Source organism: Streptomyces sp. NPDC056160, assembly GCF_042268205.1.
Lineage (GTDB): Bacteria > Actinomycetota > Actinomycetes > Streptomycetales > Streptomycetaceae > Streptomyces.
Genome location: NZ_JBHJUW010000042.1, coordinates 1 through 25,683, shown reverse-complemented (window position 1 = coordinate 25,683; position 25,683 = coordinate 1). Strand labels below are relative to the sequence as shown.

At 71.3% G+C, this 25,683-nt stretch carries 30 protein-coding genes; 12 read left to right on the top strand and 18 right to left on the bottom strand.

Features of this window, described 5'->3' with window-relative positions:
* Nucleotides 1–49 precede the first annotated feature (49 nt).
* Nucleotides 50–307, bottom strand: coding sequence for a WhiB family transcriptional regulator (locus ACFC02_RS17735; RefSeq protein WP_016639615.1), 258 nt, complete (start codon nt 305–307; stop codon nt 50–52).
* Nucleotides 308–626: 319 nt separating this feature from the next.
* Nucleotides 627–1,595 carry a diacylglycerol kinase family protein gene (locus ACFC02_RS17730; RefSeq protein WP_360969448.1) on the bottom strand — a complete coding sequence of 323 codons (969 nt, stop codon included), beginning with the start codon at nt 1,593–1,595 and terminating at the stop codon, nt 627–629.
* A gap of 116 nt (nt 1,596–1,711) precedes the next feature.
* Between ACFC02_RS17730 and ACFC02_RS17725 the strand changes: the two genes are divergently transcribed.
* Complete coding sequence (locus ACFC02_RS17725) at nt 1,712–2,170, top strand: hypothetical protein (RefSeq protein ID WP_376357507.1); 459 nt, start codon at nt 1,712–1,714, stop codon at nt 2,168–2,170.
* A gap of 53 nt (nt 2,171–2,223) precedes the next feature.
* On the opposite strand, the gene ACFC02_RS17720 is transcribed toward ACFC02_RS17725, so the two are convergent.
* The 3 genes from ACFC02_RS17720 to ACFC02_RS17710 form a co-directional block, all read right to left on the bottom strand.
* Entirely contained in the window at nt 2,224–3,405 is a 1,182-nt protein-coding gene (locus ACFC02_RS17720) for a SigB/SigF/SigG family RNA polymerase sigma factor (protein WP_376357567.1), read from the bottom strand.
* 17 nt (nt 3,406–3,422) lie between these two features.
* Nucleotides 3,423–3,839, bottom strand: a complete 417-nt coding sequence (locus tag ACFC02_RS17715; protein ID WP_146465655.1) for an anti-sigma regulatory factor — start codon at nt 3,837–3,839, stop codon at nt 3,423–3,425.
* Between the two features lie 257 nt (nt 3,840–4,096).
* Complete coding sequence (locus ACFC02_RS17710; protein WP_360969444.1) at nt 4,097–4,357, bottom strand: UBP-type zinc finger domain-containing protein; 261 nt, start codon at nt 4,355–4,357, stop codon at nt 4,097–4,099.
* A 79-nt stretch (nt 4,358–4,436) separates the two neighbouring features.
* Here ACFC02_RS17710 and ACFC02_RS17705 point away from each other — a divergent pair, with 79 nt between their 5' ends.
* Nucleotides 4,437–6,032, top strand: a complete 1,596-nt coding sequence (locus ACFC02_RS17705; protein WP_376357504.1) for a Na+/H+ antiporter — start codon at nt 4,437–4,439, stop codon at nt 6,030–6,032.
* Between the two features lie 105 nt (nt 6,033–6,137).
* Here the strand turns inward: ACFC02_RS17705 and ACFC02_RS17700 are convergent, their stop codons facing one another.
* Entirely contained in the window at nt 6,138–7,049 is a 912-nt protein-coding gene (locus ACFC02_RS17700) for a 1-aminocyclopropane-1-carboxylate deaminase/D-cysteine desulfhydrase (protein WP_376357502.1), read from the bottom strand.
* A 256-nt stretch (nt 7,050–7,305) separates the two neighbouring features.
* Here ACFC02_RS17700 and ACFC02_RS17695 point away from each other — a divergent pair, with 256 nt between their 5' ends.
* The 3 genes from ACFC02_RS17695 to ACFC02_RS17685 all read left to right on the top strand — a co-directional run bounded on the left by ACFC02_RS17695 (nt 7,306) and on the right by ACFC02_RS17685 (nt 11,024).
* Nucleotides 7,306–8,712, top strand: a complete 1,407-nt coding sequence (locus ACFC02_RS17695; protein ID WP_376357500.1) for a family 2B encapsulin nanocompartment shell protein — start codon at nt 7,306–7,308, stop codon at nt 8,710–8,712.
* Between the two features lie 118 nt (nt 8,713–8,830).
* Nucleotides 8,831–10,021 (top strand): family 2 encapsulin nanocompartment cargo protein polyprenyl transferase, encoded by a 1,191-nt coding sequence (locus ACFC02_RS17690; RefSeq protein WP_376357498.1) that lies wholly within the window; start codon nt 8,831–8,833, stop codon nt 10,019–10,021.
* A gap of 421 nt (nt 10,022–10,442) precedes the next feature.
* Nucleotides 10,443–11,024, top strand: a complete 582-nt coding sequence (locus ACFC02_RS17685) for a dihydrofolate reductase family protein (RefSeq protein ID WP_376357496.1) — start codon at nt 10,443–10,445, stop codon at nt 11,022–11,024.
* Here the strand turns inward: ACFC02_RS17685 and ACFC02_RS17680 are convergent.
* The 4 genes from ACFC02_RS17680 to ACFC02_RS17665 all read right to left on the bottom strand — a co-directional run bounded on the left by ACFC02_RS17680 (nt 10,984) and on the right by ACFC02_RS17665 (nt 13,072).
* Nucleotides 10,984–11,799, bottom strand: a complete 816-nt coding sequence (locus ACFC02_RS17680) for a VOC family protein (protein WP_376357566.1) — start codon at nt 11,797–11,799, stop codon at nt 10,984–10,986. The genes ACFC02_RS17685 and ACFC02_RS17680 overlap by 41 nt on opposite strands.
* 65 nt (nt 11,800–11,864) lie before the next feature.
* On the bottom strand, nt 11,865–12,281 hold the full coding sequence (locus ACFC02_RS17675; protein ID WP_360969432.1) for a VOC family protein: 417 nt from the start codon (nt 12,279–12,281) through the stop codon (nt 11,865–11,867).
* A gap of 24 nt (nt 12,282–12,305) precedes the next feature.
* Nucleotides 12,306–12,716, bottom strand: a complete 411-nt coding sequence (locus tag ACFC02_RS17670; protein WP_376357494.1) for a helix-turn-helix transcriptional regulator — start codon at nt 12,714–12,716, stop codon at nt 12,306–12,308.
* Between the two features lie 62 nt (nt 12,717–12,778).
* Complete coding sequence (locus tag ACFC02_RS17665; protein WP_376357492.1) at nt 12,779–13,072, bottom strand: helix-turn-helix domain-containing protein; 294 nt, start codon at nt 13,070–13,072, stop codon at nt 12,779–12,781.
* Nucleotides 13,073–13,138: 66 nt separating this feature from the next.
* On the opposite strand from ACFC02_RS17665, the gene map reads away from it, so the two are divergent.
* Nucleotides 13,139–13,921: a type I methionyl aminopeptidase gene (gene map, locus ACFC02_RS17660; RefSeq protein WP_376357490.1), complete on the top strand. Its 783-nt coding sequence runs from the start codon at nt 13,139–13,141 to the stop codon at nt 13,919–13,921.
* Nucleotides 13,922–14,050: 129 nt separating this feature from the next.
* On the opposite strand, the gene sodN is transcribed toward map, so the two are convergent.
* Nucleotides 14,051–14,446 carry a superoxide dismutase, Ni gene (gene sodN, locus ACFC02_RS17655; RefSeq protein ID WP_055688839.1) on the bottom strand — a complete coding sequence of 132 codons (396 nt, stop codon included), beginning with the start codon at nt 14,444–14,446 and terminating at the stop codon, nt 14,051–14,053.
* Between the two features lie 145 nt (nt 14,447–14,591).
* On the opposite strand from sodN, the gene sodX reads away from it, so the two are divergent.
* Nucleotides 14,592–15,026 (top strand): nickel-type superoxide dismutase maturation protease, encoded by a 435-nt coding sequence (gene sodX / locus ACFC02_RS17650; RefSeq protein ID WP_376357565.1) that lies wholly within the window; start codon nt 14,592–14,594, stop codon nt 15,024–15,026.
* Here the strand turns inward: sodX and ACFC02_RS17645 are convergent.
* On the bottom strand, nt 14,930–15,559 hold the full coding sequence (locus tag ACFC02_RS17645) for a CGNR zinc finger domain-containing protein (protein ID WP_376357487.1): 630 nt from the start codon (nt 15,557–15,559) through the stop codon (nt 14,930–14,932). The genes sodX and ACFC02_RS17645 overlap by 97 nt on opposite strands.
* 101 nt (nt 15,560–15,660) lie before the next feature.
* Here ACFC02_RS17645 and ACFC02_RS17640 point away from each other — a divergent pair, with 101 nt between their 5' ends.
* The gene (locus ACFC02_RS17640) at nt 15,661–16,437 is read left to right on the top strand and encodes a class I SAM-dependent methyltransferase (RefSeq protein ID WP_376357485.1); all 777 of its coding nucleotides are present in this window, start codon (nt 15,661–15,663) and stop codon (nt 16,435–16,437) included.
* Nucleotides 16,438–16,557: 120 nt separating this feature from the next.
* Here the strand turns inward: ACFC02_RS17640 and ACFC02_RS17635 are convergent, their stop codons facing one another.
* From ACFC02_RS17635 to ACFC02_RS17625, 3 genes are read right to left on the bottom strand one after another with little or no spacing between them, the layout of a single operon-like run.
* Nucleotides 16,558–17,310, bottom strand: coding sequence for an amino acid ABC transporter ATP-binding protein (locus tag ACFC02_RS17635; RefSeq protein ID WP_376357563.1), 753 nt, complete (start codon nt 17,308–17,310; stop codon nt 16,558–16,560).
* Between the two features lie 50 nt (nt 17,311–17,360).
* Complete coding sequence (locus tag ACFC02_RS17630) at nt 17,361–18,296, bottom strand: amino acid ABC transporter permease (protein ID WP_376357483.1); 936 nt, start codon at nt 18,294–18,296, stop codon at nt 17,361–17,363.
* A gap of 33 nt (nt 18,297–18,329) precedes the next feature.
* A complete protein-coding gene (locus tag ACFC02_RS17625) occupies nt 18,330–19,292 on the bottom strand; it encodes an ABC transporter substrate-binding protein (protein WP_360969419.1) in 963 nt (320 codons plus the stop codon).
* Nucleotides 19,293–19,839: 547 nt separating this feature from the next.
* Here ACFC02_RS17625 and ACFC02_RS17620 point away from each other — a divergent pair.
* The 4 genes from ACFC02_RS17620 (at nt 19,840) to ACFC02_RS17605 (ending at nt 23,065) form a co-directional block, all read left to right on the top strand.
* Nucleotides 19,840–21,063 carry an NADP-dependent malic enzyme gene (locus ACFC02_RS17620; RefSeq protein WP_376357481.1) on the top strand — a complete coding sequence of 408 codons (1,224 nt, stop codon included), beginning with the start codon at nt 19,840–19,842 and terminating at the stop codon, nt 21,061–21,063.
* Nucleotides 21,064–21,240: 177 nt separating this feature from the next.
* A complete protein-coding gene (locus ACFC02_RS17615; protein ID WP_376357479.1) occupies nt 21,241–22,206 on the top strand; it encodes a zinc-binding dehydrogenase in 966 nt (321 codons plus the stop codon).
* A gap of 80 nt (nt 22,207–22,286) precedes the next feature.
* Nucleotides 22,287–22,496 carry a helix-turn-helix domain-containing protein gene (locus ACFC02_RS17610; RefSeq protein ID WP_018571396.1) on the top strand — a complete coding sequence of 70 codons (210 nt, stop codon included), beginning with the start codon at nt 22,287–22,289 and terminating at the stop codon, nt 22,494–22,496.
* A complete protein-coding gene (locus ACFC02_RS17605; RefSeq protein ID WP_376357476.1) occupies nt 22,496–23,065 on the top strand; it encodes a Clp protease N-terminal domain-containing protein in 570 nt (189 codons plus the stop codon). The genes ACFC02_RS17610 and ACFC02_RS17605 overlap by 1 nt, the downstream gene beginning before the upstream one ends.
* A gap of 43 nt (nt 23,066–23,108) precedes the next feature.
* Here ACFC02_RS17605 and ACFC02_RS17600 read toward each other — a convergent pair whose 3' ends face one another.
* The 3 genes from ACFC02_RS17600 to ACFC02_RS17590 form a co-directional block, all read right to left on the bottom strand.
* Nucleotides 23,109–24,191, bottom strand: coding sequence for a helix-turn-helix transcriptional regulator (locus ACFC02_RS17600; protein ID WP_376357474.1), 1,083 nt, complete (start codon nt 24,189–24,191; stop codon nt 23,109–23,111).
* Between the two features lies 1 nt (nt 24,192).
* A complete protein-coding gene (locus tag ACFC02_RS17595) occupies nt 24,193–25,110 on the bottom strand; it encodes a DUF4097 domain-containing protein (protein WP_376357472.1) in 918 nt (305 codons plus the stop codon).
* Nucleotides 25,111–25,358: 248 nt separating this feature from the next.
* Nucleotides 25,359–25,541, bottom strand: coding sequence for a DUF6104 family protein (locus tag ACFC02_RS17590; RefSeq protein ID WP_019075209.1), 183 nt, complete (start codon nt 25,539–25,541; stop codon nt 25,359–25,361).
* Nucleotides 25,542–25,683 lie beyond the last annotated feature (142 nt).

Below are 25,683 nucleotides of genomic sequence, written 5' to 3'. Positions count from 1 at the left end.
ACGCGCTGTACGCGCCGCCAAGCTCAGGCTGTCAGCGGGGTGGCTGTGGTCAGGCGGAGGCCTGACGGGCCCGGTTGCGGGCGGCGCGGCGCTTCATCGCGCGGCGCTCGTCCTCGCTGAGACCACCCCAGACGCCGGAGTCCTGGCCGGACTCGAGCGCCCACTGCAGGCACTGCTCCATAACCGGGCAGCGACGGCAGACGGCCTTGGCTTCCTCGATCTGCAGCAGCGCAGGACCGGTGTTGCCGATGGGGAAGAAGAGCTCGGGGTCTTCCTCGCGGCAAACGGCGTTGTGACGCCAGTCCATGGCTGCTACCTCTCCTTGGTATTACGTGCAAGTTGCTTGTGAATGTGAACGCTTTCACGAATCCCTCAACAAGTGAAGGGCCGACCGTCAGGTTTCCCTGGCGTGGTCCTGTGGATTGAAGAGGGGTTCCGGCGATCTCCGGGGCCCGGTGTGGGGGCCGTCCCGATCGCCATGTAGAGATTCGCAAACCTCGGCGGCGGATACAACCCCTTCCGGAAACTTTTTTTGGATTCCTCGGTGTCGACTAGGTCACAGCCGTACTTCCATGGGGTGGATCCTGGCCTAAACGTTCGAGTGAAAGGACTTTCGGCCCTTCCACTCACACAATCACACGCAGTGCACGGCGTACGCCTGTGAACGTCACGCTCGTGCGCAGTCCCAGGTGGTCACCGTCCATCTGAAGGGGGAGGGGCGCCTTCGAATGCAAGGTGAAGCTGCTCAGGTCGTGCAGCGACAGGGCGTGTCTGCCCTGCGGTCCGCGCTCCGGGGACGAAGTGAGCAACTGGGTGCCATACCGGGCGACGGCCGCCGTGGACAGACGGCTGAGACCCAGCACGTCGAGGCCCGTGTCGAACGATGCCCGGGGGGACGTGTACATCGGACGGTTGCCCAGATAGGTCCACGGCGAGGTGTTCGACACTATCGCCACCACCAGGTCGGCGACCGGGTCCTCGCCGGGCCGCTCCAGGGTGATCGCGCCGTGCCGGCGGTTCGGCTCCCCGAAGAACTGGCGCAGCACCTGGCGCACGTACAGGGCGTGCGTGGACTTCTTGCCGCGCTCGCGCTGCTGCTCCACCCGCCCGACCACGCCCGCGTCGAAGCCGAGCCCGGCATTGAAGGTGAACCAGCGTTCGGGGACCGCCGCGTCGTCGGTGCCCGGCGTCCCGGACGCGAGCCCCAGCCCGACCGTGCGCTCGCTGCCGTCGCGCAGGGCGTCCAGGATCGCGCCGGTCGCCTCGACGGCGTCGTTGGGCAGCCCCAGGGCGCGTGCGAAGACGTTGGTGGAGCCTCCCGGCACCACTGCCAGGCGGGGCAGGTTCTCGGGGTCCGGGCCCCGGTGCAGCAGGCCGTTCACCACCTCGTTGACCGTGCCGTCGCCGCCGAGGGCCACGACCAGGTCGACGTCGTCGCTATCGGCGGCCTGCCGGCCCAGGTCGCGCGCGTGGCCGCGGTACTGGGTGGTGACCGCGTCCAGCTTCATCTCGCTGGCGAGGGCGTGGATCAGGACGTCGCGCGTACGTGCGCTTGTGGTGGTTGCCGCCGGATTGACCACGAGAAGTGCACGCATGGTCAGCAGCGTACCTACCGAGGAGTACTCGGCCCAGGCCGAGGTAGGGATCGGGTAAGAGGGACGGGCGTGAGCCTGGACACGGTGGTCCGTGCGACGAGGGCTACCCTTCTGGGGTGAGCAGTGAGCAGAACCCCCGTACCGACACCACGGACGCCTCCGGGCCGTGCCCAGGACGGCTGACGGCCGCGGCGGCGCTGTGCGGGCTGGAGGGGCTCGCGCTGCTCGCGGGCGGCGTCTGGATGCTGGTCCTCGGCCTCACTGGCGACGGCGGCGACCGGCAGCAGGCCGTCACCGGCGGGATCACCGTGCTCGTGCTGGCGCTGCTGCCGCTGCTGGCCGCCCGCGGGCTGCTGCTGCGGCGCAGCTGGAGCCGGGGGCCGGCGGTCATCACCCAGATCATGGCGCTGCCCGTCGCCTACAGCCTGCTCCAGGCGGACAGCGTGGCCATTCCCGCGGGCATCGTGCTCGCGGTCGTGGCCGTGGGCTCGCTGGTCCTGCTCGTCAACCCGGCGACGACCCGCGCCCTCGGCATCCGGGGACCGGGCCGAGCCCGGGAGAGCGAGCAGCGTTAGCCCCTCGCCTGCCGCAGTGGGGCAGCCCCGTGGCGGCTGCGGCGCCTGTGCGCCTACTCCTCCACCAGGAGCTTCTCCCGCAGCTGGGCCAGGGTGCGGGCCAGCAGCCGCGAGACGTGCATCTGCGAGATACCGACCTCCTGCGCGATCTGCGACTGGGTCATGTTGCCGAAGAAGCGCAGCAGCAGGATGCGCTTCTCGCGCGGCGGGAGGTCCTCCAGCAGCGGCTTCAGCGACTCGCGGTACTCCACGCCCTCCAGCGCCTCGTCCTCCGCGCCGAGGGTGTCCGCGACCGCCGGGGACTCGTCGTCGGTGTCGGGGACGTCCAGGGACAGCGTGGAGTAGGCGTTGGCCGACTCCAGGCCCTCCAGGACCTCCTCCTCGGAGATGGCGAGCTTCTCGGCCAGCTCGTGCACCGTGGGGGAGCGGCCGTGCAACTGGGACAGCTCGGCCGTCGCCGTGGTGAGGGAGAGGCGCAGCTCCTGGAGCCGGCGCGGCACGCGCACCGCCCAGCCCTTGTCCCGGAAGTGCCGCTTGATCTCGCCGACGACCGTCGGGGTCGCGTACGTCGAGAACTCCACGCCGCGGTCCGGGTCGAACCGGTCGACCGACTTGATCAGCCCGATGGTGGCGACCTGGGTGAGGTCGTCCAGCGGCTCGCCGCGGTTGCGGAAGCGGCGCGCGAGGTGCTCGACGAGCGGCAGGTGCATCCGGACCAGCTGGTTGCGCAGCTCCGCGTACTGGGGGCTGCCCTCCTTCAGCGCGCGCAGCTCGACGAACATCGCGCGTGCGCCGCTGCGGTCATGGGGGTCGTGCCGCGTGCCGTGCACGCTCGGGGCGCCCTGCGCGGCGTCCTCGGAGTATCGCTCGTGCTCGCTCATCGTCCCGCCCGTCGCCCTTCCCCGAGCCCTCGCCTCCTGGCCCGCCCCCGGCCGTGAGGACCGGGCGGGGGGACCCCCGTGGCCGGCGGAGGCTTCGCCCCGTACCGGTGGAGGCGTGCCCTGCACGGCGTCGTCCCGCCCCCGCGGAGCCCCGCCCGCACGACCGGACCGCGGGGTTTCGTCGTCCGGGTGCGGTCTGGCCTGTTCGGGGATGCCGTCGATGCCGCCCGTGGGCCGCGAAGGCTCCGCCGGACCACCCGGGACGCCCCCGGAAGGGCTCCCGGCCGCGTCGGCGCGAGGCGAGGTGACGCCCTCGGCCGGCAGCTCCCGTGTGCCGCGCTCTTCGTCCCGCACCGGCCCGTCCCCGTTCGTCACGCCGGCCCGGGTCCCGCGCCGCGCTGTTTGTAGAGGCTGATCGAAACGGTCTTGTCGTCGTCCACGGCGGAGGAGACCTTGCCCGCCAGGGCCGACAGGACGGTCCAGGCGAAGGTGTCCCGCGAGGGGGCGTGACCGTCCGTGGTCGGGGCGGAGACGGTGACCTCCAGGGAGTCGTCGACCAGCCGGAAGACACAGCTGAGCACCGAGCCGGGCACGGCCTGCTGAAGCAGGATGGCGCAGGCCTCGTCCACCGCGATGCGCAGGTCCTCGATCTCGTCGAGGGTGAAGTCCAAACGGGCCGCCAGGCCGGCCGTGGCCGTCCGCAGCACCGACAGGTAGGCACCCGCAGCCGGCAGCCGGACTTCCACGAAGTCCTGGTTCGCCGCGGGCTCGCCTGCGATCTGGGACACCCTCACCTCCAAGGTGGTACAAGCTCTACAAGCTCTCTCGGGCCGAGGGTCGCCCCCCGGGGCACACGATTCATGGTCCAGCGGTGACGCTACCGCGCCCTCGACATTCCTGTCCCGGGACCCCGACCCCTTTCTGTCACTCATAGTAAACCTACGGATACGCTCCGTGGCTAGGGGTTCGGCGGATCCAAATGGGAGCAACGCGCGCCGGGTTGACGTACCCACACGTCAGACGGTCGAACCGTCCGAAGACCCGGTCACACCAGGACGTGGTCCAGGAAGCACCAACGCCAGTCTTCCCCGGGCTCGAAGGTCCGCATCACCGGGTGCCCGGTCTCCTTGTGGTGGTTCGTGGCGTGCTGCCCCGGCGACGAGTCGCAGCATCCCACGTGCCCACAGGTCAGGCACAGCCGCAGCTGCACCGGGTGAGTGCCGTCCCGCAGGCACTCCGGGCACGTCTCGCTGCGGGGATCGGGCTCCGGACGCGGCAGCGCGTCGGAGTGCGTGCACTGTTTCATGATTGCCAGATTACGACGTCCGCGCGGATGACCGCGCGGGACGAAGCGGGTGGGACGAGACGATGGGTGGGCGAGGACGATGGACGTGATGCCGCTGCTGTTGCTGGTGGCGGGCAGCGCCGTGGTGGCCGGGGCCGCCCGGCGCACCCCGGTGCCCGCACCGCTGCTGCTGGTCGCCGCGGGGCTGGCGGTCTCCTACGTCCCCGGGGTGCCGGACTACACCCTCGACCCCGAGGTGGTCCTGCCGCTGCTGCTGCCCCCGCTGCTGTACACGTCCGCCGCCGACAGCTCCTACCTCGACCTGCGTGCGCAACTGCGGCCCGTGGCGCTGCTCTCGGTGGGGTACGCGCTCTTCGCGACCTTCGTGGTCGGCTGGGCCGCCTACCTGATCGTGCCGGGTCTGCCGCTGACGGCGGCGCTGGTGCTGGGCGCCGTGGTGGCGCCGCCGGACGCGGTCGCGGCGACGGCGGTGGCCCGCCGCGTCGGCCTGCCCTCGCGCATCACCACGATCCTCCAGGGCGAGTCCCTGCTCAACGACGCCACCGCGATCACCGCCTACAAGGTGGCCCTCGCGGCGGCCGTCGGCGAGGGCGCGACCTGGTCCGGGGGGGTCGAGGAGTTCCTCGTCGCGGCGGTCGGCGGGGTCGGTGTCGGAGTGGTGCTGATGGCGCCGCTGCACTGGCTGCGCACCCATCTGAAAGAAGCGCTGCTGCAGAACACGCTCTCCCTGCTGATCCCGTTCGTCGCCTACGGCATCGCCGAGCAGGTGCACGCCTCCGGCGTCCTCGCGGTCGTCACGGTCGCCCTCTACCTCGGTCACCGCGCGTGGGAGGTCGACTTCGCCACCCGGCTCCAGGAGGAGGCGGTGTGGAAGATGGTCGCCTTCGTCCTGGAGTCGGCGGTGTTCGCCCTCATCGGACTGCAACTGCCGATCGTCCTGAGCGGGCTGGAGGAGTACGCCGGCGCCGCGGCCGCCTGGTACGCCGTCGCCGTCTTCCTCGTGGTCGTGGTCACCCGGTTCGTGTGGGTGTACCCGGCGACGTTCCTGCCCAGGCTGCTGCTGCGGCGGGTGCGCGAACGTGAGGAGAACCCCACCTGGAGAGGCGCGATGGTCACCGCGTGGGCCGGGATGCGGGGCGTGGTGTCCTTGGCCATCGCCTTCTCCATCCCGCTCACGGTGCACGGCGGAGGCCCCTTCCCGCAGCGGAACCTGATCCTCTTCCTCACCTTCACGACGGTCATCGGGACGCTGGTGGTGCAGGGCCTGACCCTGCCGCCGCTGATCCGCCTGCTGAAGCTCCCCGGCCACGACGCACAGGCCGCCACGCTCGCCGAGGCGAACGCCCAGGCGCAGGCTTCCCGGGCCGCCGAACAGCGACTGGAGGAACTGCTCACCGACGAGCGCAACACCCTCCCGCCCCCCCTGGCCGACCGGCTCCGCTCGGTCCTGGAACGCCGCCGCAACGCCGTGTGGGAACGCCTCGGCCAGACCAACCCGGTCACCGGCGAATCGGTCGACGACACCTACCGCAGGCTCTCCCGGGACATGATCAGCGCCGAGCGCGCCGTCTTCGTACGCCTGCGGGACGGCCGCTACATCGACGACGAGATGCTGCGCACGCTGCTGCGCAGGCTGGACCTGGAGGAGGCGGCCGCGTACCGGGAAGCCGCGTAGCCTCCCCCGGTCGGCGGTGCGGTTGTCCCGGCTTCCGGTTTCCCGCTTCCGGCCTTCCGCTTCCGGGTCTCCGGTTCAAGGCGCCCGCCACCCGAGGGGCCGCGGCTACGACGGGAAGGGCCGGCCCGTCACGACGGCGGCGATCGTCGTCCCGCGCGCGAAGGCGCCCTCCTCGGCCAGGGTGAGCAGGCCGTACAGCAGCTTGGCGACGTACAGCCGCTCGACGGGGACGCCGTGCCGGGCGGCGAAGTCCCCGGCGAAGGCGTCGAGTTCGGGGGCGGGACGGGCGTAACCGCCGAAGTGGAAGCGGTCGTCGAGGGACCACGTGCCGCGCCGGGCGCCGAAGGCCTCTTCCTGCAGGGCCTGCACCGCGGTGTCCAGGAAGCCGCCCTTGAGGACCGGTATGCCCAGGGCGCGCCCGCCCTCCGGCAGCCCGGCGGCGAGTCCGGCGAGGGTGCCGCCGGTGCCGCAGGCGACGGCGACGACGTCGGCCCGGTCGCCCAGCTCCGCGCCGAGCGCCGTACAGCCGTGGACCGCGAGCACGTTGCTGCCGCCCTCGGGCACCACGTGCGCGCCGGGGACCCCGACCGCGCGCAGGACGGCCGCCAGCGTCGCCGGTTCGGCCTTGCGCCGGTACGTCGACCGGTCCACGAAGTGCAGACGCATGCCGTCGGCCGCGCACCGGGCCAGAGAGGGGTTGAGGGGACGGTCGGCCAGCTCCTGGCCGCGGACCACGCCGACCGTGGGCACGCCGAGGAGACGGCCCGCCGCCGCGGTCGCCCGCAGATGGTTGGAGTAGGCGCCGCCGAAGGTCACGACGGTCCGTCCGGCGGCCGCCCGCAGGTTCGGGGCGAGTTTGCGCCACTTGTTCCCGGTCAGCTCCGGGTGGATCAGATCGTCCCGCTTGAGCAGCAGGCGCAGTCCACGCCGGGCGAACCGGTCGTCGCCCAGTTCCTGCAACGGCGAGGGGAGCCTCGGGGAGAGCGCGGCGGGATCGGGGGCGGCGGGGCTGGTCATCCGCCCATTGTCCCCGGCGCAGCCGCGCCCCGCGGGGGGTGCGGGCGCAGAGGTCTCGAGTGCGTGGGCGCGGCCCGCCTCCGGCCGAAAACCCATGCCCGCGCCGAGCGGGATCCCCATGTGTGCCCGGGCCGCACGCCTTCCATTCCCGCTCTTTCGTGTAATAGCACGGACACGTTACGTGATGGAAGGCTGGTCCTCGCGAATCGATGCCCGGCTCCGATCGGGCCGGGCATGAGCGGGAGGGCAATTCTCTATGTCGGTAGGCGATGAGGTCCGCACGGAACAGGACCGGCCGCAGCAGAGCCTCGGCACCGCGGCCGCGCGGAACCTGGCCACCACCACCAAGTCCGTACCCCAGATGCAGGAGATCAGCTCGCGCTGGCTGCTGCGCATGCTGCCGTGGACCGAGGTGCAGGGCGGCACGTACCGGGTCAACCGGCGCCTCACGTACGCGGTCGGCGACGGCCGGGTCACCTTCGTGAAGACCGGCGACCGCGTCGAGGTGATCCCCGCCGAACTCGGCGAACTGCCGGCGCTGCGCGGGTACGAGGACGACGACGTGCTCTCCGAACTGGCCCAGCGCTGCACGCAGCGGGAGATCGAAGCAGGCCAGGTGATCGCCTCCTTCGGCAACCAGTCCGAGGAGGTCTACCTGCTCGCGCACGGCCGGGCGGAGAAGGTCGGCACCGGCCCGTACGGCGACGACCAGGTCCTCGGTGTCCTCGCCGACGGCGCCTACTTCGGCGAGCAGGCGCTGCTGGACCACGACGCCATCTGGGACCACACGGTCCGCGCCGCCACCACCTGCACCGTGCTCGTCCTGTCCCGCGACGACTTCCAGCAGGTCGCCGAGCGCGCCGACTCGCTGGGCGCCCACCTGAGGCAACTGCGCTCGATCCCCGGGCAGCGCACCAACAAGTACGGCGAGAAGGAGGTAGCCCTCGCCGCCGGGCACAGCGGCGAGCCGGACATCCCGCACACCTTCGTGGACTACGAGGCCAGGCCCCGTGAGTACGAGCTGAGCATCGCCCAGACCGTCCTGCGGATCCACAGCCGCGTGGCCGACCTCTACAACCAGCCGATGAACCAGACGGAGCAGCAGCTCCGGCTCACCGTCGAGGCGTTGAAGGAGCGCCAGGAGCACGAGCTGATCAACAACCGCGACTTCGGCCTGCTCCACAACTGCGAGTACGACCAGCGGATCCAACCGCACGACGGCGTGCCGGGCCCCGACGACATGGACGAGCTGCTCAGCCGGCGCCGCAGCACCAAGTTGTTCCTCGCCCACCCACGCGCCATCGCCGCGTTCGGCCGTGAGCTGAACAAGCGGGGGCTGGTTCCCGAGACCATCGACATGGGCGGCAACCGCATCCCCACCTGGCGCGGGGTGCCGATCTTCCCGTGCAACAAGATCCCGGTCACCGACGCCCGGACCAGCTCGATCATCGCGCTGCGCACCGGCGAGGAGGACCAGGGCGTCATCGGGCTGCGGGCCAAGGGCATCCCGGACGAGATCGAGCCGAGCCTGTCCGTGCGCTTCATGGGCATCAACGAGCAGGCCATCATCAAGTACCTGGTGACGGCCTACTACTCGGCGGCCGTGCTGGTGCCGGACGCGCTGGGCGTGCTGGAGAACGTCGAGGTCGGTCGTTGGCGCTGAGGCCCCTCGCCGGCTCGCGGTGTCCCCGCCCCGGGACCCGGGTAGTACACCCCGGCGGTGCGCGCCCGGAGCCGCGGGCGCGGACGCCACTGATCGCCAACTGTCCGAGGGGAAGCGGATGGTCGAGTTCATGACGGGGACGACACCACGCCCGCCCGGTGCGCGCCGCACCGCGGCGACGGCGCGGCAGGCAGGGGCGGTACCCGTGGAGTCGCTGCCCCGGCCCGTCGGCACGGACCGCCTCGACGGACCGGAGAGCGCCGTCACCGACGTCGAGGGGGTGTCCGACGGGCAGGACGCGGCAGGGATCCTCGAACAGGCGCGGCGGTCGTTCGACCCGGAACTGCGCTCGGCGGTGGCCTCGTTGCCCGCCTCCATGCGCCGGGTCGCGCGCTACCACTTCGGCTGGGAGGGCGCGGACGGCACACCCACCGCGGGACACGCGGGCAAGGCGATCCGCCCGGCACTGGTCCTCACCGCGGCCGCCGCGCTCGGCGGCCCGCGGGCGAGAGCGGCCGCCGCCCGGGCCGCGGCGGCGGTGGAGCTGGTCCACAACTTCACGCTGCTGCACGACGACGTGATGGACCGGGACGCCACCCGCCGCCACCGGCCCACGGTCTGGTCGGTGTTCGGCGACGCCGACGCCATCCTCGCCGGGGACGCCCTGCAGGCGCTGGCCCTGCGGATGCTCGCCGAGGATCCGCATCCGGCGGCCAGGGCGGTCGCAGTCCGGCTCGCGTCCTGTGTCGTCGAGCTGTGCGCGGGGCAGCACGCGGACACCGCCCTGGAGCGCCGGCCGCCCGATCAGGTCGCCCTCTGCGAGGTGCTCGCCATGGCCGAGGCCAAGACCGGGGCGCTGATCGGCTGCGCCTGCGCCGCCGGGGCGCTGTACGCGGGGGCGGGCGAGGACGAGGTGGAGGCGCTGGACGCGTTCGGCCGGCAGGCGGGACTGGCGTTCCAGCTCATCGACGACGTGATCGGCATATGGGGCGACCCCCGGCGCACCGGCAAGCCGGCCGGCGCCGATCTCGCCGCACGCAAGAAGTCCCTGCCCGTGGTCGCCGCGCTGACCTCCGGCACCCCGGCCGCCGAGGAACTCGCCGAGCTGTACGCCCGGCCCCACCAGGAAGGAGAGGAGGAGCGCGCCGCACTGGTGGTGGAGCGGGCCGGTGGCCGGGACTGGGCGCAGTCCCAGGCGGCCGACCGGATGGCCCGGGCCGTTCACGAACTCTCCCGCGCAGTCCCGGACCCCGCCGCCGCCGGGGGCCTGCTGGCGCTGGCCGAGTTCGTGACCCGGCGCAGCAGCTGAGGCGCGTACCCGGGTTCCGGCGCCTTCGGGTCCGTACGGCTCCTGACCCCGTACGGACCCGGGGCTCCGGCTCGGCGGGTCCCGCACTGCCCCACGGTGTGCGGGGCCCGCGCCACGCCGTGCACCGGCCGCGCGCTCGACCTCCCGGACGGGCGCCTGGCTCACCGCAGAACGCGCAACGCGGAAGACAGGAGGCAGAAGGCAGCACGGAGAATCCAGAACGGAGAGCCTGAAGCCCTCCGCAGTCCTCCTGGGTTTCCGCAGCCTGCCTCGATTCTGCTCAGCCATGCGGAACCCCTTCTCCCACTTAGTCGGGCGCCCCGGTTCCCGTCGTCACACCCTTGCGATCACTACGCTTGAAGTACTACAACTGAACCACTACGAACAAAGTGGTTCACGCGGCCTACGGAAAGAGTGCGGATTGCGAAAGCTCACCTACTTCATCGCCTGCTCCATAGACGGGTTCATCGGGGACCCGAGCGGAGACGCGGCGATGTTCCACCGCTTCGCCGACGAGGAGTTCCTGTCCTATCTGACGGCGGAGTACCCGGAGACCCTGGCGACCCACGGGCGCCGGGCGCTCGGCGTCGACCACCTGGAGAACCGGCGCTTCGACACGGTCGTGCAGGGGCGCGTCAGCTACGACCTCGCCCTCAAGGAGGGCATCGCCAGCCCTTACGCGCACCTGCGCCAGTACGTCGCCTCCCGCACCCTGGTGCAGTCGCCCGACCCGGACGTGGAGATCATCTCCACGGATCTGCTCGCGCGGGTCCGCGCCCTGAAGTCGGAGGGCGGGGAGGCCGGCATCTACCTGTGCGGCGGCTCGCGGCTCGCCGGTGAACTCGCCGACGAGATCGACGAGATCGTCGTGAAGACCTACCCGGTCGTGCTCCACACCGGCATGCCGATGTTCGGCTCGGACTTCCGCATCACGGAGTTCGCCCTCGACGGGCTGCGCGCGTTCAGCAATGGTGTGCTGGTGCGGACGTACCGGAGGAAGTGAGGGGCGGGGCGGAGGGGGCGACGGGGCGGTCGCAGGACGCGGCCCGGGGGAGACCGCCCGTCTCAGGGTCCCGTCCGGTCAGGCAGTACAGGCCGCCGGCCGGGTCGCGCAGCACCGCCCAGTGCGGGTGATCGGCCACCGGGGCCGCGCCCAGGTGCTCGTGGCGGGCGCGAGTGGCGCCGATGTCCGCGCAGGCCAGGTCGAGGTGGGCGGAGGCGGGCCGTTCCTCGTCCAGCCGTTGCAGCAGGACGCGGACCGGCAGACCGGCCGGAGGCTCGATCACGTGGAACTCGGGCCGGGAGCCGGGCCACGTCTCCCAGCCATCCAGGAGCCCGCTCCAGAAGGCGACTTCGGCTTCGTGGGCGGAGGGCGGGACGTCGAGGCAGACCTGGTCGAGGCGGCTGCCGTGGACGACGGGAGGGCGCACGGACTCCCCGTGCCAGGGCACCACGCAGAACGGCTGCCCGGCCGGTGAACGCAGTACGGCCCACCCCTCGTGCTCGGCGACCGTCGCGGCGCCGAGCCGCAGGGCAGCCGCCACCAGGCCAGGGACGTCGTCGGCGGCGAGATCCAGATGCGCGCCACCCTCCCCGCCGGTGACAGCCTGCACCTTGGCGCAGGCGTCGGCTCCGGCGCCGGTCGGCAGCAGGGTGGCGAACTCGCCCCGGTCACCGCGGCGTCCGGACGTCCGCGTGTCCGTGACGGCCGCCCAGAACCGCAGGGCGCGCCCGAAGTGCTCGGCGGGCCGGTCGACGAAGGCGTACGTCCAGCGGATGTCCTTGGCGTGATCGTAGGGCGGGGGCGCGCGGCAGGGGAGCCCGCGGCAGGCCCGTCCGCACGTCAGCCCTGCGCGCGCTCCATGAACCGCAGCATGTTGCCCGCCGGGTCGCGGAACGCGCAGTCCCGTACGCCGTAGGGCTGGTCCATCGGCTCCTGGACGACATCGGCGCCGTACTCCTGGACCCGGGCGAAGAGGGCGTCGCAGTCGGTGGTGGTGAAGTTGACCCCCCGCAGCACGCCCTTGGCCAGCAGCCGGGCCATGATCTCCTTGTCGGCGGGGGAGATGTCCGGATGGGCCGCGGGCGGCTCCAGGACGATCTCGACATCGGGCTGCGACGGCGACCCCACGGTCACCCACCGCATCCCCTCGAACCCGACATCATTACGGACTTCCAGTCCCAGCACGTCGCGGTAGAAGGCGAGCGCCTTGTCGTGGTCGTCCACGGCGATGAAACACTGGCGCAGTTTGAGGTCCATACCTCCACGCTAGCCACTTTGCGGCTACGGCGCGGGCGGTGGACCCGTGCGCCTGGGGCGGGTGAAGGCGCGGGTCACGCAGGTGGGGATCACCGCGCCCGCGTCGTGCGGGCGGGCCCGGTAGGCGCTCGGGGTCTCGCCGACGAGTTCGGTGAAGCGTGAACTGAACGAGCCCAGCGAGGTGCACCCGACCGCCAGGCACACCTCCGTCACGCTCAGGTCGCCCCGCCTGAGCAGGGCCTTGGCCCGCTCGATACGACGGGTCATGAGGTAGGAGTACGGGGTCTCCCCGTAGGCCTCGCGGAAACTGCGCTGGAAGTGACCCGGGGACATCAGCGCGGTGCGCGCGAGCGCCGCCACGTCCAGGGGATCGGCGTACTCCCGGTCCATACGGTCGCGGGCCCGCCGCAGCCGGACCAGATCCTCTCGGGACATCACCCGGACAGCATCGCACGACCACCGCCGGGCAGAGCCCGGCCGGCAAAAGGCCTACGAGGTCAGCCGCTCGCGTGCGTGGCGAGCGGAGCCGTCAGATCGGCGCCGTGCTCGGGCCGGTTGATCTCGGCCCACACCGCATCGAGGGAGAGGCCGAGGACATCGGCGATCGCCGCGATGGTCGGGAAGGCGGGGGTGGCCACGCGGCCCGACTCGATCTTGCGGAGGGTCTCCGGTGAGACGCGTGCGTCGAGGGCGACATCGAGCATCGAGCGCCCTCCTCGGGCCCGGCGGAGGAGGGCGCCGAGGCGCTGTCCGCGTGCGACCTCTGCGGGGGTGAGCGGCAACCTGACCATGGGACCGATTCTAGTACCGGTATAGTATGGCCGGTATAGTTATTGGGCCCACGAGAAGGTCGCCGCATGATCGAGATCCTGAACCCCACCCTGCTGACCCGCGCGAAGGACACGGGCGCCCTGGTCGCCGACATCCTCCAGGAGATGAGGAGCCGCAGCACGGTCGGCACGAACCTGCTGGACATCGACCGGTGGACCAAGGAGATGATCGCGGAGGCGGGAGCGCAGTCCTGCTACGTCGACTACGCGCCGTCCTTCGGGCGCGGCCCGTTCGGCCACTACATCTGCACGGCCGTCAACGACGCGGTACTCCACGGACGGCCGTACGACTACTCGCTGGCCGACGGTGACCTGCTCACCCTCGACCTCGCCGTCTCCCGGCACGGAGTCGCGGCGGACGCGGCCATCAGCTTCCTCGTCGGCGACGCGCGGCCCGCGCAGAGCGTCGCGATGATCGAGGCGACCGAACGCGCGCTGGCCGCGGGGATCGCCGCCGCCCGTCCCGGGGCGCGCGTCGGCGACATCGCCCATGCCATCGGCACGGTTCTCGGCAAGGCGGGGTACCCGATCAACACCGAGTTCGGAGGTCACGGCATCGGGTCGACCATGCACCAGGACCCGCACGTGCCGAACACCGGACGGCCCGGCCGCGGATACAAGCTGCGCCCGGGTCTGCTGCTGGCGCTGGAGCCGTGGGTCATGGCGGACACCGCCACCCTCGTCACCGACGCCGACGGATGGACGCTGCGCAGCGCGACCGGCTGCCGTACGGCGCACAGCGAGCACACGATCGCCATCACCGACGACGGGGCCCAGATCCTCACCCTGCCGAAGCACGCGCGGCCGTGAGGACGTGACGCCCTCGATGTGGCCGCACCCGGGCCGCCGTGGACGCCGTGTTCGGCGCTCTGCGGTCCGGGTGCGGACAGGAAGACCAGGCGATCAGGGAAATCGCAGGTCAGAAGGTGTGATGGAAAGTCAGGCCTTCTTCGTCTCCCAGAAGATCTTGTCGATCTGCGCGATGTGGTCCAGGGCCTTCTGGCCCGTGGCCGGGTCGGTCGACGCCTTGGCGGCGGAGAGCGCCTTCAGGGTGTCGTTGACCAGCTGGTGCAGCTCGGGGTACTTCTCGAAGTGCGGGGGCTTGAAGTAGTCGCTCCACAGCACGGAGACGTGGTGCTTGGCCAGCTCGGCGCGCTGCTCCTTGATGACGGTGGCGCGGGCCTGGAAGTGCGGGTCGTCGTTGCCGGCCATCTTCTCCTGGACGGCCTTCACCGACTCCGCCTCGATGCGGGCCTGGGCGGGGTCGTACACACCGCAGGGCAGGTCGCAGTGTGCGCTGACCTTGACCTTGGGGGCAAACAGGCGGGAAAGCATGGAGCGTTCCTTCCTCGTGATCGTCTTCTCAGGTGGGACATTACTCCCTGCAAAGCCTGTTTTCGCGGGTGCCCCCTGGGGCTTAGGACAAAAGTCCAGGGTCAGACTGAGACTGGTGGAGGAACGGACCGGGGAGGTGCCGGGGATGCCGGAGCTGTTGCAGGAGAGCGAGCGCGGGGGTGCCGTACTGCCCTTCGGGCTGGCCGAGGTGACCGGGCCTTCCATGGTGCCCACGCTGTACCACGGGGACCGGCTCGTGATGCAGTACGGCGCGCGGGTCCGTCCGGGCGACGTGATCGTGCTGCGTCATCCGTTCCAGCAGGACCTGCTCGTCGTCAAGCGTGCGGTGGAGCGGCGCGAGGGCGGCTGGTGGGTGCTCGGCGACAACGCGTACGCCGGGGGGGACAGCACCGACTACGGCACCGTGCCCCAGGAGCTGGTGCTGGGCAAGGCGTGGCTGCGCTACCGGCCGCGCAGGACTGCTCAGCGTTCGCCGCTGGCGGTGGCGCGCTGGGCGCTGTCGGCCGTCAGGCCCGTCTTCCCCGACCGGTCGGCCTCCAGGCGTTTGCGGGCCCGGTAGGCGGCCACGTTGGCGCGCGTGGCGCAGCGGTCGGAGCAGTAGCGGCGCGAGCGGTTCGTCGAGGTGTCCAGGTAGGCGTTGCGGCAGGGCGCCGCCTCGCACAGGCCCAGGCGGTCCACGCCGTACTCGGTCAGGTGGAAGGCGAGTCCCATCGCCGCGATCGCCGCGTAGCCGGCCGTCGCGTTGGACGGGTGGTCGGCCAGGTGCATGTGCCACAGCGGACGGCCGTCGTCGTCGCGGTGGTCGTGCCCGGAGATCTGCGGGCTCACCGGGAACTCCAGCAGCAGGGAGTTGAGCAGGGCCACCGCGAGCGTCTCGTCGCCCTGGTCGGCCGCTTCGAAGACCGCGCGCAGCCGGGCCCGCACCGAACGGAAGCGGGTGACGTCGGCATCCGTCGCACGGCGAGCCGCCGAGCCGTTGGCGCCGAACAGGTCCCGGACCGCCTCGACCGTGGTCAGGGCGTCCTTGCCCCGGGCCGGTTCCTCGCTGTTGACGAGACGCACGGCGTAATCCGAGTAATAGGCCAGTTCCACTTGTAGTCCTTACGAGGGCGCTCTATGGTCATGGATGCGGTCGGTAACAGCCGGTCGTACTTCCAGGGTATTACGCGGGCTACGGGTGAGGGAGGGCGGCGATGACCGGCACGGGCACGGACATCACAGCGGCGGGAACGGACTGGCGGGCCTGGCAGGAGAGCTGGGACCGGCAGCAGGAGTGGTACATGCCCGACCGGGAGGACCGCTTCCGCATCATGCTCGACATGGTCGAGGCCCTGGTCGGCGCCGCGCCGCGGGTCCTGGACCTGGCCTGCGGCACCGGCACCATCACGGCCCGCCTGCTCGCCCGCTTCCCCGAAGCCACCAGCACCGGCGTCGACCTCGACCCGGCGCTGCTCGCGATCGCCGAGGGCACCTTCGAGGGCGACGGACGCGTCTCCTTCGTCACCGCCGACCTGAAGGACCCCCACTGGCCGGCGAAGCTGCCGTACGACTCCTACGACGCCGTCCTGACCGCCACGGCCCTGCACTGGCTGCACAGCGAACCCCTCGCCGCCCTCTACGGTCAGGTCGCGGAACTCGTCCGCGACGGTGGTGTCTTCATGAACGCGGACCACATGATCGACGAGGCGACCCCGCGGATCAACGCGGCCGAACGCGCCCAGCGGCACGCGCGCATGGACGCGGCCAGGGGGCGGGGGGCCCTGGACTGGGCCGAGTGGTGGCAGGTGGCCGCCGAGGACCCGGTCCTGGCCGCGCCGACCGCCCGCCGCTTCGAGATCTACGGGGAGCACGCCGACGGCGACATGCCCTCCGCCGCCTGGCACGCCCGCGTCCTGCGCGAGAAGGGCTTCGCGGAGGCCCGCCCGGTGTGGTGCTCGCCCTCGGACACGCTGCTGCTCGCGCTGAAGTGATCACGCGTGAGCCTCCGCTCGCACGAAGGTGCGGTACGAAGCCGGAAGGGGCGGTACGGAGATTCCGTACCGCCCCTTCGCGTACGTGCCGCGGCGCCGCTCAGAGCACCTCAGAGCACCTCAGAGCACCTTCGACAGGAACGACTGGGTGCGCTCGTGCCGCGGGTCGGTCAGGACCTCCCGCGGGTGGCCGGACTCGACCACCACACCCTCGTCCATGAAGACCAGGCTGTCGCCCACCTCCCGGGCGAAGCCCATCTCGTGGGTGACGACGACCATCGTCATGCCGGACTCGGCGAGGTCGCGCATGACGTCCAGGACGTCACCGACCAGCTCCGGGTCGAGCGCCGAGGTCGGCTCGTCGAACAGCATCAGCTTCGGGTCCATGGCCAGCGCGCGGGCGATCGCCACGCGCTGCTGCTGGCCGCCGGAGAGCTGCGAGGGGTAGTGCCCCGCCCGGTCGGCCAGGCCCACCCGCTCCAGCAGGCTCATCGCACGCTGCTGGGCTTCGGCCCGCTTGGCGCCCTTGACCTGGACCGGTGCCTCCATGACGTTCTCGACGGCCGTCATGTGCGGGAACAGGTTGAAGCGCTGGAAGACCATGCCGATGTCCCGGCGCTTCATCGCGACCTCGCGGTCGCGCAGCTCGTACAGCCTGTCGCCGTGCTGGCGGTAGCCGACCAGCTCGCCGTCGACGTACAGCCGGCCGGCGTTGATCTTCTCCAGGTGGTTGATGCAGCGCAGGAACGTCGACTTGCCGGAGCCGGAGGGGCCGATGAGGCAGAACACCTCGCCGGGCCTGACCTCCAGGTCGATGCCCTTGAGCACCTCGACCTGGCCGAAGGACTTGTGCACGCCCTCGGCCTTCACCATCGCCACGCCCGTGTCACGCGCGGCGGAGTCCTGCTCGGTGAGCTTGTCGGTCATGCCGTGACCTTCCTGCTGGAGAAGGACGTCAGGTGCGCCCTGACCTTCTGCCACGGCGTCGCCGGGAGGCTGCGGCTGGAGCCGCGGGCGTAGTACCGCTCGATGTAGAACTGGCCCACGCTCAGCACGGAGGTCATGATCAGGTACCAGGCGGCGGCGAGGAAGTACATCTCCACCGGGGCGCCGGAGACCTGGCCGATGTCCTGGGCGTAGCGGAACAGCTCCGGATACTGGACGGCCGCCACCAGGGAGGTCGTCTTCAGCATGTTGATGACCTCGTTGCCGGTCGGCGGCACGATCACCCGCATCGCCTGCGGGATGACGATGCGGCGCAGGGTCCTGCCGTGGCTCATGCCCAGCGCGTGGGCGGCCTCGGTCTGCCCCTCGTCGACGGCGAGCAGGCCGGCGCGGCAGATCTCCGCCATGTACGCCGCCTCGTTCAGACCCAGGCCGAGCAACGCCGTCAGCAGCGGCGTCATGAAGTTCGACCAGTAGTCCTTGTAGAACGGCATCAGGTTGACGTACTCGAAGACCAGGCCCAGGTTGAACCAGAGGAAGAGCTGGACCAGGACCGGGGTGCCGCGGAAGAACCAGATGTAGAACCACGCGATGGCCGAGGTCACCGGGTTCTTCGACAGGCGCATCACCGCGAGGACGATGCCGCCGACGATGCCGATCAGCATCGACAGGACCGTCAGCAGGAGGGTCTTGCCGACGCCGGTCGTGATCCGGTCGTCGAAGAAGTAGTCGGGAACGGCATGCCAGTTGATCTTGCCCTGGCCGAACGCGTAGACGATCGCCACGAGGAGGGCGATCGCGACGAGCGCGGTGATGTAGCGCCCGTAGTGCCGGACGGGGACGGCCCTGATCGGCTGGGGGCCGGTCGCGGGTGCGTCCCCGGGCCCCGCCGTCTTGTCGATGTCAGCAGTCACGGATGTCGCCTCTCAGCGGCCGCTCGGGCGCGGTCACTTGCCGCCGTTGACGACGGACTCCTTGACGGCGCCGTCCTGGGCGCCCCACTTCTCAAGGATCTTCTGGTACTCGCCGTTCTTGATGATCGCGTTCACCGCGGCCTGCAGCGCGTCCCGCAGCTGGGTGTTGCTCTTGCCGACGGCGATGCCGTACGGGGCCGCCTCGACCTGCTGGCCGACGACCTGGAAGTCCTTGCCGCCGCCGGAGGTCTTCACCGCGTACGCGGCGACCGGGAAGTCGGAGGAGGCCGCGTCCACGCCGCCCGAGCGCAGGCGGGTCTGGGCCTGCTGGTCGTCGTCGAAGGGCTCGATGGTGAGCGTCTTGCCGCTCGGACACTTCTTCGCCTCGGCCTTGGCGAGGTCCTGCGAGACGGTGCCGCGCTCCAGGGCGATCTTCTTGCCGCACAGGTCGGACCAGGACTTGATGCCGCCGGTGTCGCCCTTGCGGGTGTAGATGGAGACGCCGGCCTGCAGGTAGTCGACAAAGTCGACGCCCTCGCCGACCTTCTTGCCGGTGGTCGGGTCGACACCCTGCTGGCGGCTCTTGTTGTCCGTCATCGCCGACATCGCGATGTCGTAGCGGCTGGAGCGGATGCCGGTGAGCAGGGCGTCGAAGGTGCCGTTCTCGAACTCGAAGGTCACCCCGAGCTGCTTGCCCAGGGCGGCGGCCACATCCGGGTCGAGTCCGGCGACCTTGCCGGACTTGTCCTTGAACTCGACCGGCGCGTAGGCGATGTCGGAACCGACCTTGATGACACCCTTGTCACGGATCTGCGCCGGGAGCTTGTCGGCGAGCGGGGCGGAGCCGGTGGCGGACGAACTTCCGGAGGACTTGTCCTTGTCCTTGGTCTGGTCACCGCAGCCGGTGAGAATCAAGGCGCCTGCGACCGCGATCGCACCGACCGCTGCCAGACGGGAGTGCGCGGCGGTCGTACGACGGGTGGAGCGTGCGGTCATGGTGGGTTCCTCCGGCGGATGGGTGGAGATGCCGATGGGTCGACGAGAACACACACCTTCGGGTGTTGCGACCTCGTGTGATTGACGCATCTTGCCATTCGGGCTGCGCCGTTCAGGGCAATCACCATGTCAAAATCGGATAACGGGTGACCCCTGAAGCCCGGGTGACCGGCCCCCGGGACCGGATCATCCACGGGAATGTCTCCTTCCGGCCGGAAGATCTTCGGCCCGTCTCGGGATACGGGCGGCCGGGGAACGGCTTATGGGCGAATTCGAGCCCTTGTCAAGGCTTCGGCGAGGACTTGTCCCCATATTGGGCCACGTGTCGTGTGGTCGTCATGTGACCTTGGCGTTATGGACTCGTCGTCGGCGGCATCCGTCCGGTAAGAAGGTTCTTTACACCCCTCATCCGGGGCTCAGGGCGCGTGTGCGGCGCGCCCGTCGCGTACGGCACGAACGCATCACTCACCGGGCCGTGCGCGGTCCCGCCCACCCCTCACCAGGAGTGGCCACCCTCAAACCATGAACAATTAAGGGGTAAAACCAAGTGGCAGCGGAGATCGTCAATCCTCGCAGCGACAGCAGTACGGATCAGGACGGCGGGGCAGAGCCGCTCGATTCCTTCGATCCGGCTTTCGCGCTGCACCGTGGCGGGAAGATGGCCGTGCAGGCCACCGTTCCCGTCCGTGACAAGGACGACCTGTCCCTGGCGTACACGCCCGGCGTCGCGCGGGTGTGCACCGCCATCGCCGAGCAGCCGGAACTGGTCCACGACTACACGTGGAAATCGTCCGTGGTCGCCGTCGTGACCGACGGAACGGCCGTCCTCGGCCTCGGGGACATCGGCCCTGAAGCCTCCCTTCCCGTGATGGAAGGGAAAGCGATCCTTTTCAAGCAGTTCGGCGGCGTGGACGCCGTGCCGATCGCACTCGACTGCACCGACGCCGACGAGATCGTCGAGACCGTGGTGCGCCTCGCGCCGTCCTTCGGCGGCGTGAACCTGGAGGACATCTCGGCGCCGCGGTGCTTCGAGATCGAGCGCAAGCTCCAGGAGCGCCTGGACATCCCGGTCTTCCACGACGACCAGCACGGCACGGCGGTCGTCACCCTCGCCGCGCTGCGCAACGCGGCGCGGCTGAGCGGCCGGGGCATCGGCGAGCTGCGAGCCGTCATCTCGGGTGCGGGCGCGGCCGGTGTGGCGATCGCCAGGATGCTGGTCGAGGCCGGCCTCGGCGACGTCGCGGTGGCCGACCGCAAGGGCGTCGTCTCGGTGGACCGGGCCGACCTCACCCCGGTCAAGCGGGAACTGGCCGAGTTCACCAACAAGGCGGGGCTCACCGGCTCCCTGGAGGACGCGCTGGCCGGCGCCGACGTCTTCATCGGCGTCTCCGGCGGTACGGTGCCGGAGACCGCCGTGGCCTCGATGGCGAAGGGCGCCTTCGTCTTCGCCATGGCCAACCCGGACCCGGAGGTCCACCCCGACGTCGCGCACAAGTACGCGGCGGTCGTGGCGACCGGCCGGTCGGACTTCCCCAACCAGATCAACAACGTCCTGGCGTTCCCCGGCATCTTCGCCGGCGCGCTCCAGGTGCGGGCCTCCCGGATCACCGAGGGCATGAAGATCGCGGCGGCCGAGGCGCTGGCCGGGGTCGTCGGCGACGACCTCGCCGCGGACTACGTGATCCCCTCGCCGTTCGACGAGCGGGTCGCCCCGGCCGTGACGGCGGCCGTCGCGGCGGCGGCGCGCGCGGAGGGCGTGGCCCGGCGCTGACGCGGGCCCCGCGCGGGGGACCCACCCGCACCTCGCCCAGGTGACCCGAACGGCCCCGTCCCCCGGACGGGGCCGTTCGGCTGTCCGGCGCCCGCCGGGCGAAGTGCTTGGCAACAGGGCGTGTGTCACAGCGCCGTGTGGTTCCGCAGGCGTCGGCCCGCCCCTATCGTCAAGGTCATGTTCGCTGTCTACGCCGCCCGAATCGACCGCGACCAGCCGCTGAACGGTCTGGGGACGGGGGAGCGCCCGGCCCCCGAGGCCCGCCCCGGCTGGAGCACCGTCGACGTCAGGGCCGCCTCCCTGAACCATCACGACCTCTGGTCCCTCAAGGGCGTGGGCCTGTCCGAGGACAAGCTGCCCATGATCCTCGGCTGCGACGCCGCCGGGGTCGACGCGGACGGCAACGAGGTCGTCCTGCACTCCGTCATCGGCCAGAGCGGGCACGGGGTCGGCCCCCGAGAGCCCCGCTCCATCCTCACCGAGCGCTACCAGGGCACCTTCGCCGAGCAGGTCGCCGTGCCGACCTGGAACCTGCTGCCCAAACCCAAGGGGCTCTCCTTCGAGGAGGCCGCCTGCCTGCCCACGGCCTGGCTCACCGCGTACCGGATGCTCTTCACCAACGCCGGTGTCCGGCCGGGCGACTCCGTGCTGGTGCAGGGCGCCGGCGGCGGGGTGGCCACGGCCGCGATCGTGCTCGGCAAGGCGGCCGGGCTCAAGGTCTTCGCCACCAGCCGTGACGAGGCCAAGCGCAAGCGGGCGCTGGAACTCGGCGCGGTGGAGGCGGTGGAGTCGGGTGCGCGGCTGCCGCAGCGGGTGGACGCCGTGATCGAGACCGTCGGCGCGGCCACCTGGTCCCACTCGGTGAAGTCGCTGCGCCCCGGCGGCACGATCGTCATCTCCGGTGCCACCAGCGGCGACCGCCCCTCGCACGCCGAACTGACGCGGATCTTCTTCCTGGAGCTGAAGGTGGTCGGCTCCACCATGGGTACCAAGGACGAGCTGGAGGACCTGCTCTCCTTCTGCGCCACCACCGGGGTCCGTCCCGTCATCGACGAGGTGCTTCCGCTGGACCGGGCCCGTGCGGGCTTCGAGCGGATGGAGTCCGGCGGCCAGTTCGGCAAGATCGTGCTCACCACTTCCTGACCTTCCCGATCGCTCCCTCCCACCCCCTCGCATGTCAACCTTGGTTGACATGCGAGGGGGTGTCAACGTACGTTGACGAAATGACCGAAGCAACGGATCTCGCCGAACGGGCGGGCGACCGCGATCCGCGGGTCGGGCTGCGGGCCGTCGCCGCGCTGCGCCGGCTGCTGGAGCAGCTGGAGGCCGTGCAGGTGCGCAGTGCCCGCAACCAGGGCTGGTCGTGGCAGGAGATCGCCGCCGAACTCGGTGTCAGCAGGCAGGCCGTGCACAAGAAGTACGGGAGGCAGTGATGTTCGAACGGTTCACGAAGGACGCCCGCGCCGTGGTGCGGGCGGCGGTGGAGCACGCCGAGAGCCGCGGAGCGCAGACCGTGGACGCCGGGCAGCTGCTGCTGGCCCTCCTCGACCGGGAGGCGAGCCGCGCATCCTTCGCCCTGGCGGCGCTGGGCCTGGACGCGACGCGCAAGGACTCCGTACGGCAGGCGCTGGACGAGGCGCGGCGGCGCGCGGGGCTGTCCCGGGCCGATACCGACGCCCTGGCCGGGCTCGGCATCGACGTCCTGGAGATCATCTCCCGGGTGGAGGAGACGCACGGCGTCGGGGCGATGTCCGGTGACCGCAAGGACCGCGCCTGGTGGTCGGGGCGCCGCGCCCTCGGCCGGGATGCCAAGGACACGCTCGAACAGGCGCTGCGCATGGCGGTGGCCCGCCACGACCAGCACATCGGGGACGAGCACATCCTGCTCGCCCTGACCGTCCGCCCGGGCGTCGCCTCGGAGGTCCTCGCCGACCACGGCGTGACCTACGAGGCGCTGAACCGCGTGCTGTACGGCGACGGAGAGGCACGGGCGACCGGCTGACGCCGTCCCGCCCTCCCGCTGCCCCCGGCCCCTGGCCCCCGTGTCAGACCTTCGGGCCGCGCAGGACCGCCCCGATGTGAGCCGCCGCCGTCGACAGATGGCGGCGGGTGGCACGGAGCTGCTCGGCGCTCACCCCGTGGTCGCGGGCCGCGTCACGGATGTCGTCGCGGAAACGGTCCAGGAGCCGGTCCAGATCGCGGGCCGGGTCGCCCGTGGACTCGTCGTGCGCCCAGGACGGCTCGTACGCGGCGGGGAAGCCCTTCGGGGTGTCGGAGTACTCGGCGTATTCGGCGTACTCCGCCCGCTCCGCACGCTCGGCGCGCTCCTGCGGGCCGCCAGCCGCCGGGCCGAAGCCGAAGTCCTTGGCCAAGCCCTTGCCGAACTCCTTGCCGAAGTCGCCGAACTCCTTGGTCAGCTCGGTCAGGCCCTCGCGCACCCCGGTCGGCCAGTCGCCCCGGGTGAAGTGGTCCTGCACCTGGTCCTGGATGTGCCGGGCGATGCGCTGGAACTCCTCCTGTGCCTGGGTCCGCGCCCGCTCCTGCGCCTCCTTGGCCTGGCGCCGGGCCCGCTGGGCCTCCTCGCGGGCCCGGCGGCTCTCGTCCTTCGCCCGCCGGGCCTGCTCCTTCCACTCCTGCTTGACCCGGCGCATCTCCTCCTTGGCGGCGCGCCAGGCCTCCTTGTCGTCGGCCCCGGCGGCACCCGCGTCCTCCTGGGCGCCGTTGACACCAGGGGAGCCCTGCCGGGCCTGGGAGGCCGCCGCGCGCATCTCGCGCCGCAGATCGCCCGCCGCGCCGCGCACATCGGCCCGGATCTCGGCGGCGAGCTCGGCGACCGATTCGCGGATCTCCAGTTCGAGATCGGCCAGTTCACCGCTGCGGTCGGCCAGTTCGGCGCGGCCCGCGTCCGTGATGGCGTACACCTTCCGGCCGCCCTCCGTGGTGTGGGTGACCAGGCCCTCGGCCTCCAGCTTCGCCAGGCGGGGGTAGACGGTGCCCGCCGAGGGGGCGTACAGGCCCTGGAAGCGCTCCTCCAGGAGGCGGATCACCTCGTAGCCGTGGCGCGGGGCCTCGTCGAGCAGCTTGAGCAGGTACAGGCGGAGGCGGCCGTGGGCGAAGACGGGGGGCATGTCAGAGCACCTTCTTGTCGGTCGTGCCGGCGGATGTGCCGTCAGGCGCGCCGCCGGCCGGGGCGTCGGCGGGGCCCTCGCCGCCCGGGCCCGGCTCCCAGGAGCCGCCCTCGGCCGGCGGGCGGCGCAGCAGGGCGATGGAGCCGGAGACCGTCGTCGCCTTCAGCCTGCCCCGGCCCGCGCCCAGCCGGCCCGTGATCCGCTTGGCGCCCCACTGGCCGCTGACCCTGAGGTCCTCGAAGGCGTTGGAGACCGCACCGCTCGCCGTGTTCGCCTCCACCTCCGCGTCGGCCGGGTGGGGCAGGCGGATCGCGATCTCACCGGAGACGTTCGTCAGGCTGATGTCGGTCGGGGAGGCCACCCGGTCGAGGTCGACGATCATCGACCCGCTCACCGAGTCGGCCCGGACCGAGGAGCCGGAGCCCTCGACCAGGGTGAGGTCGCCGGAGACCGAGTGGAACCGGAGGTCACCGGAGAGGGCCTGCGCCTCCACGTTCCCCGAGACGGTGTCCGCGCGGACCGGGCCGGTGACGCCGACCAGCGTGGTGTCGCCGGTGACGCCCTTCACCTCCGTACGCCCGTCGATGCCCGAGACCATGGCGGCGGCGCCGACGACCCCGACCTCGACCCGGGTGCTCGCCGGGACGGCCAGGGAGATGACGGCGCTGCGCTGCCAGCCCTTGCGGTCGAGCCACTTCAGCAAGCCCTTCCAGGGCAGGTCGTCGTAGGCCACGGTCAGGGTGGAGCCGCGCTGGGTGACGACCAGGGGTGGTCCCTCGATGCGGGAGACCTCCAGGCGTGCGGAACCGTCGTCCGTGCCCACGACGTTGACCGTTCCGTGGACGATGCGGACGTTCAGCTGCGTCGGGGGCTCGTCGAAGGTGAGCTTGGTGGGCTCGCCCACGGACCACTCGGACATGGTGCAGACCTCCTGGGACGGACCGGACCGCACGGGACGGCAGGGCCGGCAGACGGGACCGGGTCGGTGAAGCGAGGGGCGCGGCGGACGCGACACGCCATATCGCGTCCCTCACTAGACACGATATATCGCGGACACGGAAAGTCAAGACACACCGTGAAACGCGATCCGTACGCACCGTCCGTACGCGCCGTGAGAACGCGAAAGGCGCCCCCGAAGGGGCGCCCGTCCCGACCGCTCGCCGGTGCCTACTCGTCGTCGTCCTCGTCGTCCAGCCGTGCCAGCCAGGTCGCCAGCCGCTCCACCGGGACCTCGAAGTCCGGGTTCAGGTCGACGAAGGTCCGCAGCTGCTCGGCGAGCCACTCGAAGGTGACCTCCTCCTCGCCCCGCCTCTTCTCCAGCTCTTCGATGCCACGGTCAGTGAAGTACATGAGGTCAAGGATAGAGGCGCCGAAACGTCGCGGAAACGGCCGGGCCGCACCCCCGGCGGGGGGGGGGGGCCCCGGCGGGCGCCGGGCGCGGGAGCGCGGGAGCCCCCCCCGGGGGGCACACCACGAAAAACACGCGCACCAA

Excerpts from the sequence above, each read along its gene's own strand:
- ACFC02_RS17735 (WP_016639615.1), bottom strand. The coding sequence starts at position 307 with ATGGACTGGCGTCACAACGCCGTTTGCCGCGAGGAAGACCCCGAGCTC.
- ACFC02_RS17730 (WP_360969448.1), bottom strand. The coding sequence starts at position 1,595 with ATGCGTGCACTTCTCGTGGTCAATCCGGCGGCAACCACCACAAGCGCA.
- ACFC02_RS17710 (WP_360969444.1), bottom strand. The coding sequence starts at position 4,357 with ATGAAACAGTGCACGCACTCCGACGCGCTGCCGCGTCCGGAGCCCGAT.
- ACFC02_RS17705 (WP_376357504.1), top strand. The coding sequence starts at position 4,437 with ATGGACGTGATGCCGCTGCTGTTGCTGGTGGCGGGCAGCGCCGTGGTG.
- ACFC02_RS17700 (WP_376357502.1), bottom strand. The coding sequence starts at position 7,049 with ATGACCAGCCCCGCCGCCCCCGATCCCGCCGCGCTCTCCCCGAGGCTC.
- ACFC02_RS17695 (WP_376357500.1), top strand. The coding sequence starts at position 7,306 with ATGTCGGTAGGCGATGAGGTCCGCACGGAACAGGACCGGCCGCAGCAG.
- ACFC02_RS17690 (WP_376357498.1), top strand. The coding sequence starts at position 8,831 with ATGGTCGAGTTCATGACGGGGACGACACCACGCCCGCCCGGTGCGCGC.
- ACFC02_RS17675 (WP_360969432.1), bottom strand. The coding sequence starts at position 12,281 with ATGGACCTCAAACTGCGCCAGTGTTTCATCGCCGTGGACGACCACGAC.
- ACFC02_RS17670 (WP_376357494.1), bottom strand. The coding sequence starts at position 12,716 with ATGTCCCGAGAGGATCTGGTCCGGCTGCGGCGGGCCCGCGACCGTATG.
- ACFC02_RS17665 (WP_376357492.1), bottom strand. The coding sequence starts at position 13,072 with ATGGTCAGGTTGCCGCTCACCCCCGCAGAGGTCGCACGCGGACAGCGC.
- map (WP_376357490.1), top strand. The coding sequence starts at position 13,139 with ATGATCGAGATCCTGAACCCCACCCTGCTGACCCGCGCGAAGGACACG.
- sodN (WP_055688839.1), bottom strand. The coding sequence starts at position 14,446 with ATGCTTTCCCGCCTGTTTGCCCCCAAGGTCAAGGTCAGCGCACACTGC.
- sodX (WP_376357565.1), top strand. The coding sequence starts at position 14,592 with ATGCCGGAGCTGTTGCAGGAGAGCGAGCGCGGGGGTGCCGTACTGCCC.
- ACFC02_RS17640 (WP_376357485.1), top strand. The coding sequence starts at position 15,661 with ATGACCGGCACGGGCACGGACATCACAGCGGCGGGAACGGACTGGCGG.
- ACFC02_RS17635 (WP_376357563.1), bottom strand. The coding sequence starts at position 17,310 with ATGGTGAAGGCCGAGGGCGTGCACAAGTCCTTCGGCCAGGTCGAGGTG.
- ACFC02_RS17625 (WP_360969419.1), bottom strand. The coding sequence starts at position 19,292 with ATGACCGCACGCTCCACCCGTCGTACGACCGCCGCGCACTCCCGTCTG.
- ACFC02_RS17615 (WP_376357479.1), top strand. The coding sequence starts at position 21,241 with ATGTTCGCTGTCTACGCCGCCCGAATCGACCGCGACCAGCCGCTGAAC.
- ACFC02_RS17610 (WP_018571396.1), top strand. The coding sequence starts at position 22,287 with ATGACCGAAGCAACGGATCTCGCCGAACGGGCGGGCGACCGCGATCCG.
- ACFC02_RS17605 (WP_376357476.1), top strand. The coding sequence starts at position 22,496 with ATGTTCGAACGGTTCACGAAGGACGCCCGCGCCGTGGTGCGGGCGGCG.
- ACFC02_RS17600 (WP_376357474.1), bottom strand. The coding sequence starts at position 24,191 with ATGCCCCCCGTCTTCGCCCACGGCCGCCTCCGCCTGTACCTGCTCAAG.
- ACFC02_RS17595 (WP_376357472.1), bottom strand. The coding sequence starts at position 25,110 with ATGTCCGAGTGGTCCGTGGGCGAGCCCACCAAGCTCACCTTCGACGAG.
- ACFC02_RS17590 (WP_019075209.1), bottom strand. The coding sequence starts at position 25,541 with ATGTACTTCACTGACCGTGGCATCGAAGAGCTGGAGAAGAGGCGGGGC.